The sequence below is a fragment of the Variovorax sp. dw_308 genome (assembly GCF_019207085.1).
Lineage (GTDB): Bacteria > Pseudomonadota > Gammaproteobacteria > Burkholderiales > Burkholderiaceae_C > Variovorax.
Map to the genome: position 1 here is coordinate 1 of NZ_JAATOM010000029.1, position 19445 is coordinate 19445.

The window sequence follows — 19445 nt, forward strand, 5'->3', positions numbered from 1 at the left end:
GACCTATCCGCTGGACGTGCTGGGCGCGCAGACCGAAGGCATGATCGGCTACATGATCGAGCAGGAACTCGGCAACCTGCTGCCCTTCGAGCGCCCCTTCGCGACGCTGCTGACGATGGTCGAGGTCGATGCCAGGGATCCGGCCTTCAGCAATCCGACGAAGTTCATCGGCCCCGTTTACTCGAAGGAGGCGGCCGACAGGCTGGCCGCAGAGAGGGGCTGGGTCGTCAAGCCGGACGGCGACAAGTGGCGCCGCGTGGTCGCCTCGCCGGAGCCCAAGCGCATCTTCCAGTTGCGGCCCATCAAGTGGCTGGTCGAACACAACACCATCGTGATCGCGGCCGGTGGCGGCGGCATCCCGGCGGCCTATGGGCAGGGCGCCGACCACCACAAGCTCGCCGGCATCGAGTGCGTCATCGACAAGGACCTGGCCACCGAGTTGCTGGCGCGCGAACTTGGCGCGGACATGTACGTGATGCTGACCGATGCCCCTGCGGTCTACGTCGACTGGGGCAAGCCGGGGCAGCGCGCGATCCGGCGTGCCTCGCCGGACGCGCTGTCCGCCATGACCTTTGCCGCAGGCTCGATGGGCCCCAAGGTGGAGGCGGCCTGCCGCTTCGTGCGCTCGACCGGCAAGCGGGCGGCCATCGGCGAGCTGGCGGATCTCGGCCGCATCCTGGCGGGCGAGGCCGGCACGACCATATCCGCAGGTGCCGGGGCGATCGTGTACGCCTGATCACTTTGGTCGCGTGGAGGGATTGGGCGCTGGATGTGCGTGAGAGTGCCTCGATATGCCGGCTGCGACCTCTAACCGCGCGCTCCCGTACTGCCGGGAAAGTTGGCAATAGCGTCATGCATGCGAGCAACTCGATAGCGAAGAATGTGCAAAGGCATTGACAGTCCATCTCAGGAACCGCGATTCGAGCGCGAAGTTCCTTTCTACTATCTACTGATTGCCCTGGGACGGAGCGCGCCAGACCCGGTGACGTGCGCAGCGCCGCATGGTCATTGCGACAAGCGCGCTGCCATTTGGCCGGTATTTGTAATGTGGATGTCTCGGCGAAACGCCCGCGCCCAGGACAGTGAACATTGATTGTCTCTACACTGTGTATCGAGGACCGTCGCCTACCGGGATTCGCGGAGACGACGCACGCAGCCGCTGTGCTGGGCGGGGACCATTTCGTTACGCTCAAGTAGCCGCGTCGCGCCCACACAAGACCTGATGGCCGTTGGGATGATTGACTATGACTACCTTCGCCTTTTTGTCGGACACCAGTTTTCTCAAAGTTCCGCGGCAACGCGCCGACCGTCGCTATGCCGTGGCCGGAGTCGCTTGGGACGGCGCGGTGACGAACCGTCCGGGCGCGCGCTTTGGCCCGAGCGCCGTGCGCACCGCCAGCCACATGCTCTGTGACGGTATCCACCCGCACTTCGACGTCTCCTTGCTGGATGTGCTGACGGACTTGGGCGACCTCCCTTTGCCGAACACGAGCTTGGAATCGATGCGTGCCGTTATGGAGCCGCAGGTTCAGCAGATGATCCGACAGCACCACGTGGCTTGGATCGGCGGCGACCACTCCATCACGCTTTCCCTGTTGCGGGCGTACAAGGCGTGGCTTGGTCAGCCGCTTGCCGTCATTCATTTCGATGCCCACTGCGATACGTGGAAGGACCATTTCGGTGAGCCGAGTGGGCACGGTACATGGGTCTTTGAGGCTTTCCACGAAGGTCTGGTGGTCAAGGAGTGCTTTGTCCAATTGGGGATCCGCTCGGCAGGTACGCGGGAGGCGCGCGAGTTTGTCGCCGATCAGGGCGGTCTGATTTTCACTGCGCGCGAACTGCGCGGACTGGAGAATCCGTCGCAACTCAAAGCTGTGCTGGCAGATATACGCGGCCGGCTCGCCGCGCATGGCGCGCCGCCGTTGTATATGAGCCTCGACATCGATTGTCTGGATCCAGCATTCGCGCCGGGGACGGGTACGCCCGAGCCGGGCGGACTCACTGTCAACCAGATGCTCAGCTTGCTTGAGGAGTTGGCCGATATGCCCTTCGTCGGCATGGACTGCGTCGAAGTCGCTCCCGCCTATGACCACGCCGAGCTCACGAGCTACGCCGCAGCGGCGTTTGTGTGGACTTATCTATGTGGCCAAGTATTCCACCACCGCAAGGGCCGTGAAGCAACTCAACTTTGACCCGCGCCACCTCTTCAGCGGTCAATCCGAAGAGGAAGAAGTTGTGATCGCCGACCTCCTCGCGAATTTCGACGTTGGCGCCGCCCAGCTGTGAGCCGCCTGGGCTAGTCCCATCCGACATGTGTTGGTGCGCCGCATCCCTGAGGTCGCCTTCGACATCCCGGCTAAGGGAAGGGCTACGCCCGACGGGCGGGTCATTTCAGCGCCACCGCCGGGGCGGGAATTGCCGGCCCAACTGAACCAAAGTCCAGTGCCGGACCTGCGCGCATCGGCGTAGCATATGCATGATGGACCAGCCTGAAGCTTCAATCGCCGTGGTGGACGATGAACCGTCAGTGCGCGTGGCGATCGGGCGCATGCTTCGATCCGCAAATTTCCGCGTGTGTGAATACGCGAGTGGCGAATCTTTCCTGGAATCATTGAGCGGGCACTTGCCGCTGTCTGCCCTTCTTGACCTGCAGATGCCGGGGCTGTCGGGTTTTGATGTGCTGGAGCGCATGCGGGCTGCGAACGTTGACGTGCCTGTGATCGTGATCACCGCGAGTGACGACGCGAATCCTGATCGTGCCACCCGCACAATCGGCGTCAAAGCCTTGTTACGCAAGCCTTTCACAAGCGTTGAGCTGTGCCACGCGATTGGCATCGCGAGAGCCCACGGAGCTTGATTTGCTCGCTGGCCTGACGATGGCAAACCGCGGGGACGGGTGTTTTCCTTTTCCTAGGCCGGCAGTGGCTGAACAAGGCTCTGCGATGCGGATGAACCTGCTGGTCGGCCTCCCGCCGCAAGCAACTCGACGATTTCGCCTGAGCGCCGGCTGCGCCACGGGCATCCTCGCTTGGCTTCGGCGGCAAGGCCAGGATGCACCGACTGACGGGGACGTCGAACGCATGGGGCAGCGCGTTCCTCGCGCTGAGTCCCCGCGTGGGGCTGGCGCAAGGCCACCAAGCGCGCCTCGAAGCAGCCCATCGCCAAGGCAGCGCTGCACGTTCGCGCGTTTGCGGATCCGAGGACTAGCTGGCCCCATCCGGGCCTTCTTCGCCGGGGCGGACGACTCGGCCCCTGCTCGGCCGCTCGGCGGAACCGCGCACCTTCTTCGACCAACAGCGCGGGCTGGCGCACGCATACGCCGTGCTGGGCATGGCCATGAATGAACGGGCGGACGTTAGGCGAGCCCCCAGGAGGAGCGAGGTCGCGCGCACCGACGTGGCGCAGACCACGCTGGGGTTCAGCGATCACCAGATCCGCCCGCATCTGCGATCCGGCGATGCCGGACTGCATCAGGCCATCGTGCACCCGATGGTCGACCAGCTGGCGATCGAGGCGCTGGCGCGCATCGGCGCGGACAGCTCGCGCGCAGCGACGGGCTGGAACAGGAGCGTGCGCTGCTGGCGCGCCAGGGCGGCCGGATGGCCTCGTTCACGGGCGGCGAGGACCACAGCGATGCCGGCGGGCTGGCTCTTACCGGGTTCCACGGGGAATTCCCGTGGGACGGCTGCTGCTGTTCCTGAGTTTCGATTCGCGCGCCGACGAGCGACGGTTGGCAAGATGCGGCATCATGCATCGGTGCCACCAGGTTCCGCGAGCAACTCCGCCTGATCGCCGAAGCACTGTTTATTGGCCCGATGAACAACCTTCGCCCGCTGTCCGCCGTGGACAAGCCACCTGCCCACAGGCCAAGCCTGTGGACTGTCCAGTGTCAATCAGCTTGAGAACACGCGCGCCGCCTCCACGTCCCCATGACTCGGTTCAATGGAAGACATTCGCTGGATGTTGTACCAGGCGGATGTGCTCGTTGGGTGCCAGCTTTCGAATGGCATCATTCATCGCCTGCCGCAGTGCTTGGCCAGCGGGCGGAAGGTCTCTTCCGTGCTTTGTCACGAAGTACAGATTTCGCCTGAGTACGGGGTGCTGTAGCGGGCGAAACTTCAGTCCCGCATTGATCAGAGGCTGCGCAGCCATGGCTGGCAAAGTGGCGTACCCCAGGCTACGTACCAGCAATGGAAAGAGGGACGACATGGAACCGACTTCGTACGCAGGCTCAAGGCTGCTTCGCATCAGCTTGGGATTCATTTCGATCAATGCTTGTATGCCGTTGGCACGATCAAGTTTGACCACCGTGTTCGGGTCCAGCGCACTCCACTTGATGGGCCCCGTGGAATCATTCAGACAATGGTCCGCGCTGAAGACCGCCCCATAGGCGTCCGTCAGTACTAGGCTGGCCTCTAAGCCCTCAACGTCCTGGAAGAGCGTCGTCACAGCAAAGTCTGCTTCGCCGGCCAACACGCGTCTGCAGGCGCCTGCAGTCGTCTCATCGCACAGCCGCACTCTGATGCCGGGATAGATCTCGGCCATCTGGACAACGGCTGGCGCTAGGACATAGTTGATGAACGAAGCCGCAGCGGCCACCACCACAAAACCGCGTTGCCGGTTGGCAGTGTCCTGGAGTTCTTGCAGAGACTGCGAGAGTTCGCGCAGCAGGCGGTCCGTGGCGGGAAGGAACTTCTCGCCCTGTGCCGTGAGTGCCACCTCGCGCGTGGATCGATCCAGCAGACGGCATCCGATTTCGGACTCGAGCGCCTTGATAGCCGCAGTCAACGTGGACTGGGTCACGTGAAGCTTGACGGCCGCCCTTGTGAAGCTCGCCTCCCTGGCGACGGCAGCAAATGCTCTGAGCTGCTTGATAGTGAGGTTCATCTATCGATTCTATCGATGCAACCATCGAAATTATTCGTTGTATTGATTTTGCAGGGATGAGTAGACTGCACACCCTCCACCTGAAGGAAAGAAATGACAGAAGTGATCGATTGCCCCCCTGTCGTGCCCAAATACATTGACGGGGACGCTGCATGGACAGGGTCGGAGATGGCCAGCCGAGGTGAATGGATCGAGATGCTGACAGCCGCTGAACTCCAAGAGCTCGACGAGGCAATTCGTAGATTTAAGGCCTCCGGCGCTGAGCTCGGTGACATTTCCCCCGTTACTTTTGAGTTGCCCTTGCTGGCTCCTCGGCTCAGGGGCATCCTGAATGATGTCATCAATGGTCGAGGTTTCGTGATGCTGCGCGGCTTCGACGTCGATCGACACAGTGCCGAGGAAACGGCGATTGCGTACCTTGGCATCGGGGCACATCTCGGGAGCTTCAGGTCACAGAATGCAGCGGGCCATCTGCTAGGGCATGTGAAGGACACCGGAGCGGACGTCAGCACACCCTCGGTTCGCTTCTACCAGACCAACCGCGCCCTGGAATACCACACCGATTCTTGCGATATCGTGGGCCTTCTGTGTCTCAAGACATCGCGCGCCGGCGGGGAGAGTCGCATCGTGAGTTCGATTTCCATCTACAACAAGATGATACGTATCCGACCTGACCTGGTCGAACAGCTCTTCCACGCATTTCCGACGGACCGGCGAGGCGAGGTCCCCGAAGGCAGGTTGCCGTGGTTTGATATGCCGGTCTTCAACTGGCATGCCGGCCAGCTCACGACCATCTACGTGGGGCAGTACATCCGTAGCGCGCAGAAGAACTTTCCCGCGGCTCGGCGTCTTACCGAGAAAGAGATCGAGGCACTTGAACTGCTCGATGCGCTGACCAACGATCCGGACCTGAACCTGCAGATGGAATTCAGCCCCGGTGACATGCAGTTTCTGCACAACCACCAGATCCTGCACTCGCGCACGGACTTTGAAGACTGGCCGGAGCCCGCACGCAAGCGCCATTTGATGCGGCTCTGGCTGGCACCGAGGAACGCCCGTGCACTCCCCGAGTGTTTCTCGGCGCGGTACGGGTCTCTTGCTCCCGGCGATCGGGGGGGCATCATCACCAACCAGACCAGGTTGACCTTTGCGCTGAACGTGACTTGAAGCGGCCCGGGCGCTCTCCCGTTTCTGAAGGAAGTCGATGGACCGACGTACATTTTTAGTGGCAGCAACGGCGCTCGGCGCTTCCTGGACTTCGGGTCATGCTGCAGCGTCGCCTTGGCCGCAACAACCCGTGCGGCTGGTGAATTCCTATCCGCCAGGCGGTATCGTTGACATTTTGGCCCGTGCGCTTGCGAACGATCTGGGCAAGGCCATCGGCCAGCCTGTGGTCGTGGACAACAAGGCCGGTGCTGGCGGCAACATAGGGACTGCTTTCGTGGCCAAGGCCGTGGGTGATGCACACACGCTGCTGATGGGAGCCAGTGGGCCTTTGGCCATCAACGCATCACTTTACAAGAACGTCAATTTCGATCCGCAGAAGGACTTCACGCCCATCAGCCTCTTGGCTGCGACGCCGCTTGTCCTGGTGGTGTCCAAAAAGTCGGGGTTCGCAACCGTGAACGACCTCTCGAGCCGCCTGAAGGCAGGCAATCCCATGGCTTTCTACGGCTCTGCGGGTGCGGGGACGCCCCAACATCTGGCCGCCGAACTATTCCTGCAGAAGACGAAGCTGGTATCGACGCATGTTGCCTACAAGGGCGGCGCGCCGGCCGTCTTGGCCGTGCTGGGATCGGAAGTTTTGTATGCCTTTGAAAACTTGGCGCTGGTGAACCCGCATATCGCTTCGGGGGCCTTGACGGCCCTGGCTGTGACGAGCCTTGAGCGCGTGGACCTGCTGCCTGATGTTCCTACCGTTGCTGAAAGCGGTGTGCCAGGCTTCGAAGCCCAGGGCTGGTACGGCCTTCTGGCACCTGCGGGGATTCCTGCTGAAGTGACTGAGCGGCTAACTCAAGAGACTCTCAAAATCGCGCACTCTCCGAACTTCGAGAGACTGGTCGCCACTTTTGGCTCGCGCAGCGTGGCGCAGGGCCCCGCGGCGTTCGCCAAGCTGATCGCGGCTGACTCGGAAAAGTGGCGCAAGATCATTGTGGCGGGGAATATCAAGCCAGGCATTTAGATTGGAACTTATCCGTAAATAGGTAAACTGTCGATCCGAGCCGCATCTGGGTGCGGCGATGGATCAAGATCTTGGCGAAACGTATCGAGTCGTGGGTGGTAAGCGATGAGTTCTGGCAGCGGGTGGAGCCGCTGATTCCCGCGCGCTTGGCGGCAGAGAAAATCTAGCAAGCCAGGGGCCGGCCGACCACCAAAGCCGGCTCGACCGGTGTTTGAGGCGATCAGCTACGACCTCACGCCGGTGGCCGGCCTGGCGCTGGTAGGTCATCATCTGAATCGACTCGCGCCGGTGTTCAAGCAGCTCGATGCCGCATTGCCCGTGAAGAATGGCGTTGCCAACAGTGACATCCTGCGTAGTTACCTGGGCCTGCTGGTGCAAGGCAAGTCGGACTTCGATGCGATCGAGAACTTCCGCGGCGATGCCTTCTTCAAGCAGGCGCTGGGCATCGAGCTGCTGCCTTCCAGCCCGACGCTGCGCCAGCGCATGGACGCTCGCGCGGGCGACCTGTTTGACTTCCTGCCCCCGTTGATCGAGACGCTGCTGGCCAGCGCGCGGGCCGACTATGGTGTCTTGCCATGTGGCTGGCTGGCATTGGATGTCGACACGTTCACCATGGACAACGGTGACACCGCCAAGGACGGCGTGGGTCGTACCTATACCGGGGTCGATGGCTACTGCCCGCTGGCAGCGTACCTGGGCTCGCACGGGTTCTGCCTGGAGTTGGCGCTGCGCCCAGGGCGTGCAGCACTCGGCGTCGGAGACGTAATTCAACTTCGAGCGGGTGCTCCCGATGGCCCAACGCATGAGCGCGGAGGGCCCGAAGGCGCCGATCCTGGCGCGGCTGGACTCTGGCTTCGACTCCGCGGCGCTGATGCGTGAGATCGATTCGTACAACCGTGCCGGCATGCCTCAGCTGGACTGGCTGATCAAGTGGAACCCGCGCACGACCGATGTGGCGGCGCTGGCCGAGCGGCTTGAGTCCGACGCCACCACGCACTGGGAACATCCCCGCGAGGGCAAGCGCGTGGCGCAGTGGGATCAGGCGCTCCACATCAAAAGGCATCGAGCGGCCGCTGCGCCGGGTGCTGCGCCTGTCCGAGCGCACCATCGATGCGCAGGGCCAGTTGCTGATCGAGCCCAAGCTCACGCTGGACGGCTGGACCACCAGCCTGAGCGTCAAACAGTTCGATGCGAGGGCCATCATCGCGCTGTATGCCGACCACGGCACGCACGAGCAGTTCCCTTCCGAGTTCAAGGCCGACCTGAATCTGGAGCGGCTGCCCTCGGGCAAGTTCGACACCAACTATCTGGTGTGCGAGCTCGCGGGGTTGGCGATGAATATCCTGCGCCTGATGGGCCAGGCCGGGCTGTTGGGGCCCGATGCGCCAGTGCGTCACGCGGCCAAGCGCAGGCGCCTGAAGACGGTGATGCAGGAGCTCGTCTACCGCGCCGGGCGAATCATCGAGCACGGCCGGCGCATCATCCTCGGGCTCGGTGCCAACGATCGCGCGGCCAAGGCGTTCCAGCGGTTGCACGCGGAACTCTTCGCTGCCTGCGGCTGAGTGCAGCCGGCACCCACCACTCGGCCTCACGGATTTCAGAAGATCGCACTCAAGCGACGTTGCGGCGTGGGTCTGCGCACGCAAGACCAATCGGACTCGACCATCAACCCATGATGTCGACGGCTCTATCGCGTTGATTTCGGCATTGCCACCACTCGGGCTGTCGGATTGAGTGCTTCGGTCGCAACCGAGTAGCCCCAATGGGCCCGAAGAGCATTTCGGCTCACGGATCCAGGTCCATAGCCAGCTGTGACAGTGCTGCCCATCGGGGCGTAGTGCATTCAGTGCCGATGTCCAGCGCTTGCGTGTCGCAGTAGGCACCCTCGCCAGGATACCTTGACTTGTCGCTGCTTCGAGTTCGACCGCGCGGCCGCGACCATGGCCTGAATGACGCGGTCATGCACGATGAGAAGCCGGTGGTCGTAGAGCCACTGGCGGGCAAGGACAAGTAGCCGTTCGCGGTCGGTGCAGTGCGCGACTTCGTCACGCAGCACCCGCACCAAGGCACGGCGCTGGTGCTCGGTCATCCATTTGAAGCCCAGGCACTCGCACGCCTGCTGCTGGTGATCGAACAGGGTGCGTCCACGGGCGTACAGCGCGCGCAGCGAAACCAAGTCAGGTGCGGCAATGCCCAGTTCGTGGCCAAGTTGGCGAAGCAACTTGGGCGGCACGGCCCGCACGCTGTTCAGGGGTCGGCCGCTCATGCGCGCGAAGCCGATGTGCAGCGCCAAGCCCAGCTTGAGGCTGTCGCTGCGACGTCGCGCAAGCAACTCGTGCTCGGCGGGACTGAAGCTGAAAAACGCCCGCAACTCGAATTCGCTGAGCTCGCCCGGGATGTCGCGCAGGCCCAAGTACGACGTCTGCCAGCCTTGCATGGCCGCGCTCCTTGACGATTTGGGGGCCGGACACGATACGCCTCAGCGAAGTGAACAGTAATGCTCGCGAAATCAATGACTTACCGAACGCACCCCCGCGCCGTTGCTGGGGATTCATGCTATCACTTTTGACACCGAAAACAAATCGACCCCCACTAGCGAAAGGGTCCGCGCGCGCGGTTCAACCCGCACTCGGTCGCCTGTTTTAACCGCCTGCAACGGGTCCTCCGACCAGCCCTCGCTTATGGTCATGCGGGCCAGGACGGCGCCTTGCACCATCACCGGATTGAGCTTGCCGAACACCAAAGCCTTCGGGCCGAAGCCCTGCTGCAGCATGTCGTAGAAGGCCCAGCCCCCGGCCACGCCGCCCTTGGCGGTCGGGATGACGAGGATACGATCCTTGATCGACAGGCCCTCGGCGCTGTGGCCGATGCGCGAGATGACGCCGGTGGTGCGGTCCAGGTCGTAGCGCGGGCTGAAGCCCTCGCGCATCACGATGGCTTCCCCCTCGACCGCCTCGCCGAAGGCGCGAGTGAGCGCGATGGTGCGGCTCATTTCAGCTCTCCCGTGCAGGCGATGTCCACGCACTGCGCGGTGCGTCGCAGCACCGTGTTGAAGCGGTGCGCGGTGATGGTGTTCACCAGCTTGCCGGAGTTGGAGATCAGGTTGGTCCAGCCGTTCTCCTCGCGAATCTGGCTCAGGCGCTGCAGGATGTAGAAGCACACGCCCTGCAGGATGGTCACGCCGGCTGCCTCCAGCGTGGCGACGTACCCTAGGCGCTGGGCGTCGCTGTAGACCGCGTGGTTGGTCGTGATCACCGCGCTCATGCCGGGCGCGACCTTGCGACCTTTGAACAGCTCGGCCAAGTCCTGCATCTCGAAGATCGACAATTGCGGTCCGGAGAAGACCACGATGTTGGCGCCGCCCTCGCGGTACGAGTAGCTGCGGTAGATGGCCTCGATGTCGGCGTCGGTCACCGTCATGGTCTCGCTGGACCTGTTGCCACCGAAGGCGACTTCGCGCGTGCGCGCCTCAGGCGTCACGCCGACCATGTGGAACATGCCCATCGAGCCGTAGCTTGCAAGCGCAGCGCCCAGGTGCTTGAGCGCATCCGACAGCGGAGTCGTGCGGATGCCGTCGAACACCGGCACCGCCAAGTAGTCCTGGTGCGGATGGCCGACGATCTTGCCGAGAGCCCCCCAATCCGCCAGATCCTTCATCTGCGCCTGCACATCCACCAGGAAGGAACCGCGCCGCGCCTCGTCCAAATGGAAGCCATAGGCCGGCGTGCGGCCGGTGAGCGCGGCGGCGAAGCTGGACTTGCCGGCCTCGAAGTTGGTGCGCGCGCCCAGCACCGAGTTGGCATAGATCACGGTGCCGGTGTCGCCCCAGGCCACATGCTCGCCGACCTTGGGCTGGTATACGGTCTGGTAGGGGATGCAACTGTCGGTGGTGGCTACGCGCATATCCTGCAGGTGCACGATGATCTCGCGCTCCTTGCTCAGGGCTTGCGGGTCGGGCTGCAGGTTTTTGTGATCGCCGAAGTGCATGCACTGGGCGTTGCTGGAGGTGGGCACCACGCAACGAGACTTGTGCTCGCGCATGCCGCGCAGCACGTCAAGCCCGGCGTCGCCCATCACCTCGATGTCGCCCATCACGTGCGCATTGGTGATCGGCACCAAACGCTTGGCGCCGAAGAAGCTCCCGACCTCGATCTGGAACTGGATCGCGTCCTGTACTGCGGGGCCGAGATCGCCGCGCAGCATGGCCAGCTCCTCGTTGGTCAACACCAGGGTGCCGGTGTCGAAGCGTGTCTCTTCTGCGAGTTGCATGATGTCTTTGTCCTCAATCGGCCTTGGCGCCGGATTCCTTAACGAGCTTGCTGTACTTCTGCGATTCGGCGCGCACAAAGGCGGCGAACTCGGCCGGCGGCAGCAGGTCGGGCACCGCGCCCTGCACGGTGAGTTGCTCGGCGAAGGACTTGTCGGCGGCGACGCTGGCCACTCCGTGGGCGATCGCCTGCACCACCGCAGGTGGGGTGCCGGCCGGCACGAACAGGCCTTGCCAGTTCTCGATGTTGAAGCCGGGATAGCCGGAGTCGGCTACCGTCGGAATGCCCGGCAGCAAGGCCGATGGCTTGTCGGTGGTGACAGCCAGCGCACGGAGCCTGCCGGCCTTCACCTGCGGCAGTGCGGGCGGCAGGCCGGAGAAGAAAAGGTCCACTTGGCCACCCAGCAGATCGGTAATGGCAGGTGCGCCGCCCTTATAGGGCACGTGTGTCAGCTTGGTGTCGGACATCAGCCGGAATAGCTCGCCGGCCAGGTGCTGCGGGCCGCCAGTGCCCGAAGAGGCATAGTTGAGGCCAGCCGGCGTGGCCTTGATGTTCGCCACAAGTTCCTTCACGTTCTTCGATGGCGCCTTGGCATTGACCACCAGCACCAGCGGGGCGGACGCGACCTTGGATACCGGCAGCAGGTCCTTGGCCGGGTCGTAGGGCAATTGTGCGTAGAGGTACGGGTTGATGGCGATCTCTGCCGGCGAGGCGAGCAACAGCGTGTAGCCGTTGGAGGGCGACTTGGCGACGAAGTCAGCCCCGATGTTGCCGCCGGCGCCGGTCTTGTTCTCCACTACCACCGGGTGGCCCCACAACTGACCGAGGCGCACGCCCAAGGCACGCGCCACCACGTCGGTGGCGCCGCCCGGCGAGAAGGCGACGATCAGCCGCACAGGCTTGTCGGGGTAGGCGGCGCTTGCAGCGCCGGTCGCCAGCACGGCCAAGGTCATGGCGAGGCGACGAAGGTGGAAGTTCAGTGGCATCGGGGCTCCATTTGTCTTGTGGCCCCAACTATGGCGGCTCGACGCATGCTTGCATAATCGAGAATTAGGTGCCAGTGATAAGGCACGGTTATCACCACTTGATCGGGAAATCCACATGAGGGAAGCCACACGCGCACGCCCCACCCTGGCCGCCGGTGCGCTTCAGGGGCGGCTCAAGCTGAAGCACCTAGAGCTGTTTCGCCATGTCTGCGAGCTGCAGACGCTGCGCAAGGCGGCCGACACCTCCAGCATGACGCAGCCCGCCGCCACCAAGCTGATCCAGGACCTGGAGGACATGCTGGGCGTGCAGCTCTTCGAGCGCGACCGGCGCGGTATGAAGCTCACCCAGTACGGCGTGGTGGTGCGCCGGCACATTGCCATCCTGCAGGCCGACATCGGCAACATGACGCGCGAGGTGGAGGCTGTCGCCGACGGCGCGAGCGGCCACATCCGCCTGGGCATCCTGCCGTCGCTCGCCTCCGAACTGCTGGCGCGCTCCGTGGAAAGGACGATCGTCCAATGGCCGCGCGTGCGCTTCAGCATGCAGGAGGGCGCCACCACCGAACTATTGGCCAGCCTGGCGCGCAACGACTTGGACCTGTGCTTCGGTCGGGTGCTCGACGCGACGCAGGCGAAGTCACTGCGCGTGATGAACGTCTATACCGAGTCGTTCGCCATCGTGTGCGGCACTGCCAGCCCGCTTGCAAGGCGCCGCAAGGTGGGCTGGGACGAATTGGCGCGGGGCCGCTGGGTGCTGCCGGCCGCTGGCACACCGCTGCGCGAGCTGACCGACAACTTGTTCACCCGCCAGGGGGTGCTACGGCCCGAAGTGGCGGTGGAGTCCAGCAGCTTCGAGAAGATGCGCCACGTCATCGCGCGCACCTCGCTGCTGGGTGTGTTGCCGCGTTCCATCGCGTTGCAGGGCAAAGTGGCCCGTGATCTGATGTTGCTCGGGCCCGAGTTGAGTGGCGACTTCTCGCCTATCAGCCTGCTGTTTCGCAGCGAAGTTGAACAGCCACCGCTGGTGGAGCACTTCGCGGAGATCGTGCGGGAGAGCGCGGCGCAGCTCAAGCTTCGAGTGGCTTGAGCGGCTGCGCCAGAACGCCGAAGAGTCACCTGGGTGGTAGCCGGCGGTCAGCCTTCGGAATCGTCGTCATCGGACGGCGGGTTCGCGACCGGGAGAGCATCCATTTCCTGGGGGTGTGCAGTGCAGCTTCCTTTCACAATGGCTACTGTGAAAGCGGCGCTCGCACCTCAGCGCTGAAGGGCGGATACCTCCTCTCGAAGGACTCGCGTAGCTCGTCATTCAGGAGGTTGGGTACGAACCTGAAGCAGCAGATGGGGTGAGAGCGTTCGATTTGATGTCCGCGCAAGTTGGAGTCCAGTACGATTAGTCTTACTGTGTCATTAAATTGACGTGCTCCTTATGCTTGCCAAGTGCGAGGGGCTTCACCTGGGTTTGCTCATAGGCACGGATTCTGAATCGCACGTGGCCACCGGCTATGGTTTGCGCGGCGCTTGTGCATCAAGGAGCCGTTCCGTCTCCTGCTCCCACGCCTGCATGAGCTTCTTCGCCTTGCGATGGTTGGCGATGGCGATCTCCAGGATGACGGCTTGTTCGGGCGAGACCGTGCGGTGAACCAGCTTGCCGCCCTTCATGTGCCCCCATTTGAAGTAAGGGCCGTGGCGAGCGTCCGGATCGCTGGCGCAACGGCAGCCCGGCTTTCCACAGACCTTCGTGCGTTGTAGCAACGTACCTGAGCACAGGTAGTCGATCTCGCCGAGGGTGTCCCGGATTCGCGCGATGCGCTCGCGTGCCTGCTTGATGATGGTTTCGGGTCGATGCGCCATAGGCTTTACTTTCGTCTATCTGTCGCTAGTATTAGCAACAGAATATCAATATGCAAGTTTCCTGGCCTGTATGACCTGCGCACTGCGGGCCGTGTGCATACTGCGCAGCAAAGGGCGATCGATGGAAGACCTGAAGGATTTCGAGCAGTACATGGCCCACCTGAGCGAGGGCCTGGGACATTCAGATCGCCACGCCGGGCTGCGCGGGTACACCACGGGGCTGATGTCGCCGCTGCAGCGCAAGAGCGTGGAGCCGATGGCCGCGCACATGGATCCGCTGAATGTTCGTTCGCGCCACCAGTCGTTGCACCACTTTGTGGCCGATGCGAATTGGTCGGACGAGCGCATGCTGCTGGGGGTATGCCAATGGGTCGTGCCGTTGATGAATTTCAGCGACGGCGGCTGGTGGATCATCGATGACACGGGGTTTCCCAAGCAGGGGCGGCACTCGGTGGGCGTCGCGCGCCAGTACTGCGGGATGCTGGGCAAGCAGGACAACTGCCAGGTGGCGGTGAGCGTGTCGCTGGCCTGCGCGGCGGCCAGCATTCCGGTGGCGTGGCAGCTGTACCTTCCCCAGAAATGGGCCGATGACCCGCCCCGACGCGAGAAGGCCGGCGTGCCCGAAACGCTCGAGTTCGCCACCAAGCCTCAGATCGCGCTGCAGCAGATCGAACACTTGCTGGCCCAAGGGGCGCCGAGGCACTGCGTGCTCAGCGATGCGGGCTACGGCGTGGACACCGCGTTTCGAGAACGCCTGGACGAACTGGGCCTGCCCTACGTCGTGGGCGTGACAGGCAGCGTCACGGTGTGGCCGCCCGGGCACGAGCCCCTGCCGCCCAGGCCCTACAGCGGCAGGGGCCCCATCCCCCGGCGGCTGCGCCGCGGCGACGCCAGCGCCCCCGAGCACCGGCCCCGTACGGTCAGGGACGTGGCCTTCGACATTGATCCAGACGATTGGCAGGAAGTCACCTGGCGCGAGGGCACGAACGCCGCGCTGCGCTCGCACTTCGCCCGCTGAAGTACTGGTTGTCCACGCTGCCCGAGGACACGCCGCTGGAGCGCATGGTCTACGAGGCCAAGATGCGCTGGCGAATCGAGCGCGACTACCAGGATCTCAAGCAGGACCTGGGGCTGGGACAGTACGAGGGCCGTGGCTGGCGCGGCTTTCATCACCACGCCACTCTCAGCATCGCCGCCTACGGCTTCCTGCTGGCGCAGCGGCTGCAGCACCCCGACGAGGTCGGGGGTAAAAAAACTCCGCTCGCGAGGAGCCTGCCCTACCCACGCATTACAAACCTCGGGGAAGTCCAGAGGGCGCAGCGCCACGTCCCATCCTCCATCACGAGCTTGCGATTGCGTATCGGCGCTCTATTGGCGCGTAACCTACCTCGATGTCCCTGTTGTCTTCGGCATCAGCGGGCGTCAAATATCTAACACAGTAAGACTAGCAGGGTGCTGAAAGACCTCTGCAATGGTCGACGCGTGATAGCCCTCGAACGTTTGAAGTTGATCCCCCGACAGTTGCAACCCAAGACCCCAGACGATGCGCGGAGCCGATACCTTCACCGAGAGCTTGTTCACGATGCGCCGCCTGGAGGACTTCGTACCCGCCAATCACCCGCTGCGTCCTATCCGCGCGATGGTCAATGAAGCGCTGCTCAAGATGGACGACTTGTTCGCCGGCATGTACGAGGCCGACATCAAGGGCGGGCGCCCCAGCATCGCTCCAGAGAAGCTGCTGCGCGCGATGCTGCTGCAGATCTTCTTCAGCGTTCGCTCGGAGCGCCAACTCATGGAGCAGACTCAATACAACCTCCTGTATCGCTGGTTCATCGGCCTGGCCATGGACGATGCGGTCTGGGTTCCCAGCGTCTTCACCAAGAACCGCGAACGCCTGATCGAGCACGACGCCATCATCGAGCTGTTCAACCACATCGTCGAGACAGCTGGTCGCAAAGGCTGGCTGTCGGGAGAACATTTCAGCGTCGATGGCACCCTTATCCAGGCGTGGGCCAGCCACAGGAGCTTCGTGCGCAAGGACGGCAGCGATGATGATGCGGGCAACGACTCGACCGGCAGCACCAGCTTCAAAGGTCAGACCCGCAGCAACGAAACCCACGCCTCGCGCACCGATGGCGATGCGCGGCTGTACCGCAAGGGCAAGACCGCCAGCGAGCTGCGCTACATGGGCCATACCCTCTCGGACAACCGCCACGGCCTGATCGCCAACGCGATGGTCACACAAGCCGATGGCTTTGCCGAACGCGAAGCGGCCAAGGTCATGATCAGGGACGCCCGTCAGGCCACCACGAGTCCGGATGTCGAGGTCACGCTCGGTGCGGCCCGGCTTCATAGACCACGCTCACATGCCGCGCCGGGCCGTACTTGCGCAGCGTCTTGATCACCCCCTGCACGTCAGGCCCCAGGGTGCCGACGAAACGGCTGGGCTCTCGCCCAGCTTCACACACGGCAACCGAAATGCTGTCCTTGTGGGCATCCAAACCAACGAAGAAATTGATACTCTCGTCCATGGCTCGTCTCCATACGGTTTGCGGCTGGGAAACCCGCCGCATGTGGCTCGGCACACTCTCTGAGTGCGCAATCCACGATACCGGAGACGGGCGTTCCTTCGCCTATAGAGCGACCATCATGTCTAGCCTTTCGCCGGTCTGAATCGCGAATGTCTAATCGCGAGTGCTCGCGCCGCAGAGCAACCGTGATTGCAAAGCGCGGCATCTGGGAGAAACCTTCGCAGTCTGGCATTCGGGCACCTCCTGCTGGCTCAGGGTGGTGCGGACGGCGGACAACCGCTCTCGTTGCAGTTGGTGTTGGCGTCGGCGTAGACCCTCATCACAGGCGTGGCGCAGGAATTGCTTTATCCTGCTTGCCCAAATTGCTCACGATGGACCGCGACCCGCCTTGTGGTGGGGTTGCAGAAGCTCATGATGTTCCACAATGCATTGCGTATCGATGACACGATCGTCGCCTCAGGCTTGAATCTGCAGGCTGCGCATTCGTTTTCCGAGGCAATTTGCGGTCCGCATTCGGTGCGGGTGGCGGTGCCGAGCAAGTTCAGCCTGGTCTACAGCGGCCACCTGCTCAAGGGCATGTCGAGCACGGTCGGTTTTATCGAGCACGGGACCGAGCTTGGCGTCGGCGTCGACGCCAAGCAAATCCTGGATGTCTACAACATCAGCCTGCCGGTATCTGGCGAGCAGGAACTGCGCTCCTCGCATGGACGGGTCCGCTCTGATTCGGACTGCGCCCTCGTGGTATCGCCCGAGCAAAAGCTCCAGATCGACCTTGCGGGCAACTGTCGCAAGATCCTAGTCACAATCCCGCGCGCCTCGTTGGAGCAGATGCTGGGCGACATGCTTGGCCGTCGCGTGGATGGTCTGGTGGTCTTCTCTGAAGGCATGAGGGCGCGTGAAGGCACGTCCGCCGCCTGGTGGCGGATGGTGAAGAACTACCTCGCGGAAATCGAGGTTGGCCGCGGGTTGTACGGTTGCAGCTTCGTCAGCCAGGGGATCGAGGCGACCCTTGTCAAAGGGCTGCTGATCTCGCAGCCGAACAACTACTCGGACCGCATCCGGCAAGCGCTGGGTGCCAAGGTGCCGGAGTACATGACGCGTGCCAGGGCCTTCATCGAATTGAATTTCCGTGAACCGATCCACCTGGAAGACATCGAAGCCGCGGCCGGTGTGTCGCGCATCAAGCTCTTCGAGAGCTTTCGCAAGCACACCGCCCTGACACCGGTCGCCTACCTGAAGGACTTCCGCCTGCGCCAGGCGCGCGCCCAGTTGATGCAGGACCAGTGCAGCGCCAATGTGTCGTCGATCGCCTTGGGCGTCGGCTTCAACCACCTCGGTCGCTTCTCGCTCGACTACAAGCGCGCGTTCTCGGAAACACCTTCCGAAACCATCCAGCGACACGCGCGCCGTTAAAATTCATCCCGGGCATGCCGCGGCCACCCGCGCGGATCGACGGCCCCCCAGGACTACCAATGAGACCTGCCTCGCGGCGCGCGCCCGAGGCAGGCATTCGCGCGTCCGGAAGGCGGCCCCGACGCCGCTGCAGATTTTGTGGACAACGGTCGCCGACTAAGCGGATAGCCCAGGCGCCGCCGCGGCGATTCAATGCGTGCATGCACCAAGTACCCGAGGGCCTGCACACATGAACACCACCATCGTCGTCGGCAATCCCAAGCCGCGATCACGCACCGCAAGTGCCGCCGCCCAGCTCGCCAAGGCATTCGCCGGTCACGACGGCGCCACGCTCATCGACGTCGTCGATCTCGGCCCGGCGTTGCTGGGCTGGAATGAGCCGGTCGTCGAAGCCGCCGTGCGCCGCGTCGCGGAGTCCCGCCTCGTCATCGTCGCAAGCCCCACCTACAAGGCCACGTACACCGGCCTGCTGAAGCTGTTCCTCGACCAGTTCGCAGGCGGCACCGGCATGCAAGGCGTGGTCGCGCTTCCGCTGATGCTGGGCGCCGGGCCCGCGCACGCCATGGCGCCAGACCTACTGCTCAAGCCGGTGCTGGTCGAGCTCGGAGCCACCTGTCCCGCGCCAGGTCTCTACCTGATGGAGAGGTCCTTTGAGGACGGTGCGGCCATCCAGGCCTACGCCCACCGCTGGGCCCCCATCGTCCACACGCTCTTGTCGAAGGAGGTATCGCACCATGTCTGAGTCTTCCATCACCTGGCTGGCGGCCGATCCGCCGTTCACCCTGCTGGCAGAGCACGACGGCGAATCGGCGGGCATGCTGCGCAAGGCCTACGGCTGCTTCCCCACCGGCGTCGTGGCCGTGTGCGCGTTGTGCGACGGGCAGCCGGTTGGCATGGCGGCGAGCAGCTTCGTGCCGGTTTCCATCGACCCACCGCTGTTGTCCTTCTGCGTGCAGTGGACGTCCAACACCTGGGCGCGGCTGTCCAAGTCGACGCGCCTTGGGATCAGCTTCCTCGGTGCGAGCCACGACGCCGCGGCACGCAAGCTCGCATCGCGTGCAGAAGACAAGTTCGACGGCTTCGGCCTCGGGGCGACGCCCGGCGGTGCCGTGCTGGTCGACGGCGCCGTGGTGTGGATCGAATGCAGTGTCGAGTCGGTCGTGCCAGCGGGCGACCACGGCATCGTGCTACTGCGGATCATCGCGCTGACGATGCGCCCGCACGTCGAACCGCTGGTGTTCCATGGCAGCACTTTCCGCCAACTGCAGACGGCAATGCCCCTGAGCAGCCGGGCGCACGCTTGAATTCCGTCAACCAGGTTTCCCGA

Annotated in this window: 15 protein-coding genes and 7 pseudogenes; 13 read left to right on the forward strand and 9 right to left on the reverse strand. The window is 63.5% G+C overall.

Annotation, left to right across the window (positions count from 1 at the left end; all coding sequences use genetic code 11):
• On the forward strand, positions 1-736 hold a 736-nt coding region (locus tag HCU76_RS31945), incomplete at its 5' end, for a carbamate kinase (RefSeq protein WP_218511536.1).
• A gap of 508 nt (positions 737-1244) precedes the next feature.
• On the forward strand, positions 1245-2192 hold the full coding sequence (gene speB, locus HCU76_RS31950; RefSeq protein ID WP_213956644.1) for an agmatinase: 948 nt from the start codon (positions 1245-1247) through the stop codon (positions 2190-2192).
• On the opposite strand, the pseudogene HCU76_RS37350 reads toward speB, so the two are convergent.
• Positions 2188-2280, reverse strand: a pseudogene (locus tag HCU76_RS37350) (glycogen/starch/alpha-glucan phosphorylase); the annotation flags it as partial. The gene speB and the pseudogene HCU76_RS37350 overlap by 5 nt on opposite strands.
• A 199-nt stretch (positions 2281-2479) precedes the next feature.
• Here HCU76_RS37350 and HCU76_RS31960 point away from each other — a divergent pair.
• Positions 2480-2857, forward strand: a complete 378-nt coding sequence (locus HCU76_RS31960) for a response regulator transcription factor (protein WP_213956645.1) — start codon at positions 2480-2482, stop codon at positions 2855-2857.
• Between the two features lie 613 nt (positions 2858-3470).
• Here the strand turns inward: HCU76_RS31960 and HCU76_RS31965 are convergent.
• Together HCU76_RS31965 and HCU76_RS31970 are read right to left on the reverse strand one after the other, a co-directional pair.
• The gene (locus tag HCU76_RS31965) at positions 3471-3665 is read right to left on the reverse strand and encodes a hypothetical protein (protein ID WP_213956646.1); all 195 of its coding nucleotides are present in this window, start codon (positions 3663-3665) and stop codon (positions 3471-3473) included.
• Positions 3666-3939: 274 nt separating this feature from the next.
• Entirely contained in the window at positions 3940-4887 is a 948-nt protein-coding gene (locus tag HCU76_RS31970; RefSeq protein WP_213956647.1) for a LysR family transcriptional regulator, read from the reverse strand.
• Positions 4888-4980: 93 nt separating this feature from the next.
• On the opposite strand from HCU76_RS31970, the gene HCU76_RS31975 reads away from it, so the two are divergent.
• The 4 genes and pseudogenes from HCU76_RS31975 (at position 4981) to HCU76_RS31985 (ending at position 8631) form a co-directional block, all read left to right on the forward strand.
• A complete protein-coding gene (locus tag HCU76_RS31975; RefSeq protein ID WP_213956648.1) occupies positions 4981-6054 on the forward strand; it encodes a TauD/TfdA family dioxygenase in 1074 nt (357 codons plus the stop codon).
• A 37-nt stretch (positions 6055-6091) separates the two neighbouring features.
• Positions 6092-7069, forward strand: a complete 978-nt coding sequence (locus HCU76_RS31980) for a tripartite tricarboxylate transporter substrate binding protein (RefSeq protein ID WP_218511537.1) — start codon at positions 6092-6094, stop codon at positions 7067-7069.
• 71 nt (positions 7070-7140) lie between these two features.
• A pseudogene (locus HCU76_RS36960) lies at positions 7141-7303 on the forward strand (IS5/IS1182 family transposase); the annotation flags it as partial.
• Positions 7277-8631, forward strand: a pseudogene (locus HCU76_RS31985) (IS1380 family transposase). The pseudogenes HCU76_RS36960 and HCU76_RS31985, both read left to right, overlap by 27 nt.
• A gap of 237 nt (positions 8632-8868) precedes the next feature.
• On the opposite strand, the pseudogene HCU76_RS31990 reads toward HCU76_RS31985, so the two are convergent.
• The 4 genes and pseudogenes from HCU76_RS31990 to HCU76_RS32005 form a co-directional block, all read right to left on the reverse strand.
• Positions 8869-9506 (reverse strand): annotated as a pseudogene (locus tag HCU76_RS31990) (DUF4158 domain-containing protein); the annotation flags it as partial.
• A 114-nt stretch (positions 9507-9620) separates the two neighbouring features.
• Positions 9621-10061 carry an aconitase X swivel domain-containing protein gene (locus HCU76_RS31995; RefSeq protein ID WP_213956650.1) on the reverse strand — a complete coding sequence of 147 codons (441 nt, stop codon included), beginning with the start codon at positions 10059-10061 and terminating at the stop codon, positions 9621-9623.
• Positions 10058-11299, reverse strand: coding sequence for an aconitase X (locus tag HCU76_RS32000; RefSeq protein WP_305729962.1), 1242 nt, complete (start codon positions 11297-11299; stop codon positions 10058-10060). Before HCU76_RS32000 ends, HCU76_RS31995 begins: the two co-directional genes overlap by 4 nt.
• 52 nt (positions 11300-11351) lie before the next feature.
• Positions 11352-12323, reverse strand: a complete 972-nt coding sequence (locus tag HCU76_RS32005) for a tripartite tricarboxylate transporter substrate binding protein (protein WP_213956652.1) — start codon at positions 12321-12323, stop codon at positions 11352-11354.
• Between the two features lie 115 nt (positions 12324-12438).
• Between HCU76_RS32005 and HCU76_RS32010 the strand changes: the two genes are divergently transcribed.
• Positions 12439-13410: a LysR substrate-binding domain-containing protein gene (locus HCU76_RS32010; RefSeq protein ID WP_213956653.1), complete on the forward strand. Its 972-nt coding sequence runs from the start codon at positions 12439-12441 to the stop codon at positions 13408-13410.
• 413 nt (positions 13411-13823) lie between these two features.
• Here HCU76_RS32010 and HCU76_RS32015 read toward each other — a convergent pair whose 3' ends face one another.
• Positions 13824-14174 carry a DUF6788 family protein gene (locus HCU76_RS32015; protein WP_213956654.1) on the reverse strand — a complete coding sequence of 117 codons (351 nt, stop codon included), beginning with the start codon at positions 14172-14174 and terminating at the stop codon, positions 13824-13826.
• A 121-nt stretch (positions 14175-14295) separates the two neighbouring features.
• Here HCU76_RS32015 and HCU76_RS32020 point away from each other — a divergent pair.
• Together HCU76_RS32020 and HCU76_RS32025 are read left to right on the forward strand one after the other, a co-directional pair.
• Positions 14296-15556: pseudogene (locus HCU76_RS32020) on the forward strand (IS701 family transposase).
• 161 nt (positions 15557-15717) lie between these two features.
• Positions 15718-16515, forward strand: a pseudogene (locus HCU76_RS32025) (IS5 family transposase); the annotation flags it as partial.
• Here the strand turns inward: HCU76_RS32025 and HCU76_RS32030 are convergent.
• Positions 16514-16705: pseudogene (locus tag HCU76_RS32030) on the reverse strand (IS110 family transposase); the annotation flags it as partial. The pseudogenes HCU76_RS32025 and HCU76_RS32030 sit on opposite strands and share 2 nt — an antisense overlap.
• A 327-nt stretch (positions 16706-17032) precedes the next feature.
• Between HCU76_RS32030 and HCU76_RS32035 the strand changes: the two are divergent.
• From HCU76_RS32035 to HCU76_RS32045, 3 genes are all read left to right on the forward strand, one after another.
• Positions 17033-18118 carry an AraC family transcriptional regulator gene (locus HCU76_RS32035; RefSeq protein WP_213956655.1) on the forward strand — a complete coding sequence of 362 codons (1086 nt, stop codon included), beginning with the start codon at positions 17033-17035 and terminating at the stop codon, positions 18116-18118.
• Between the two features lie 229 nt (positions 18119-18347).
• Positions 18348-18860 (forward strand): NADPH-dependent FMN reductase, encoded by a 513-nt coding sequence (locus HCU76_RS32040; RefSeq protein WP_213956656.1) that lies wholly within the window; start codon positions 18348-18350, stop codon positions 18858-18860.
• Positions 18853-19422: a flavin reductase family protein gene (locus tag HCU76_RS32045; protein ID WP_213956657.1), complete on the forward strand. Its 570-nt coding sequence runs from the start codon at positions 18853-18855 to the stop codon at positions 19420-19422. The genes HCU76_RS32040 and HCU76_RS32045 overlap by 8 nt, the downstream gene beginning before the upstream one ends.
• Positions 19423-19445: the final 23 nt, after the last annotated feature.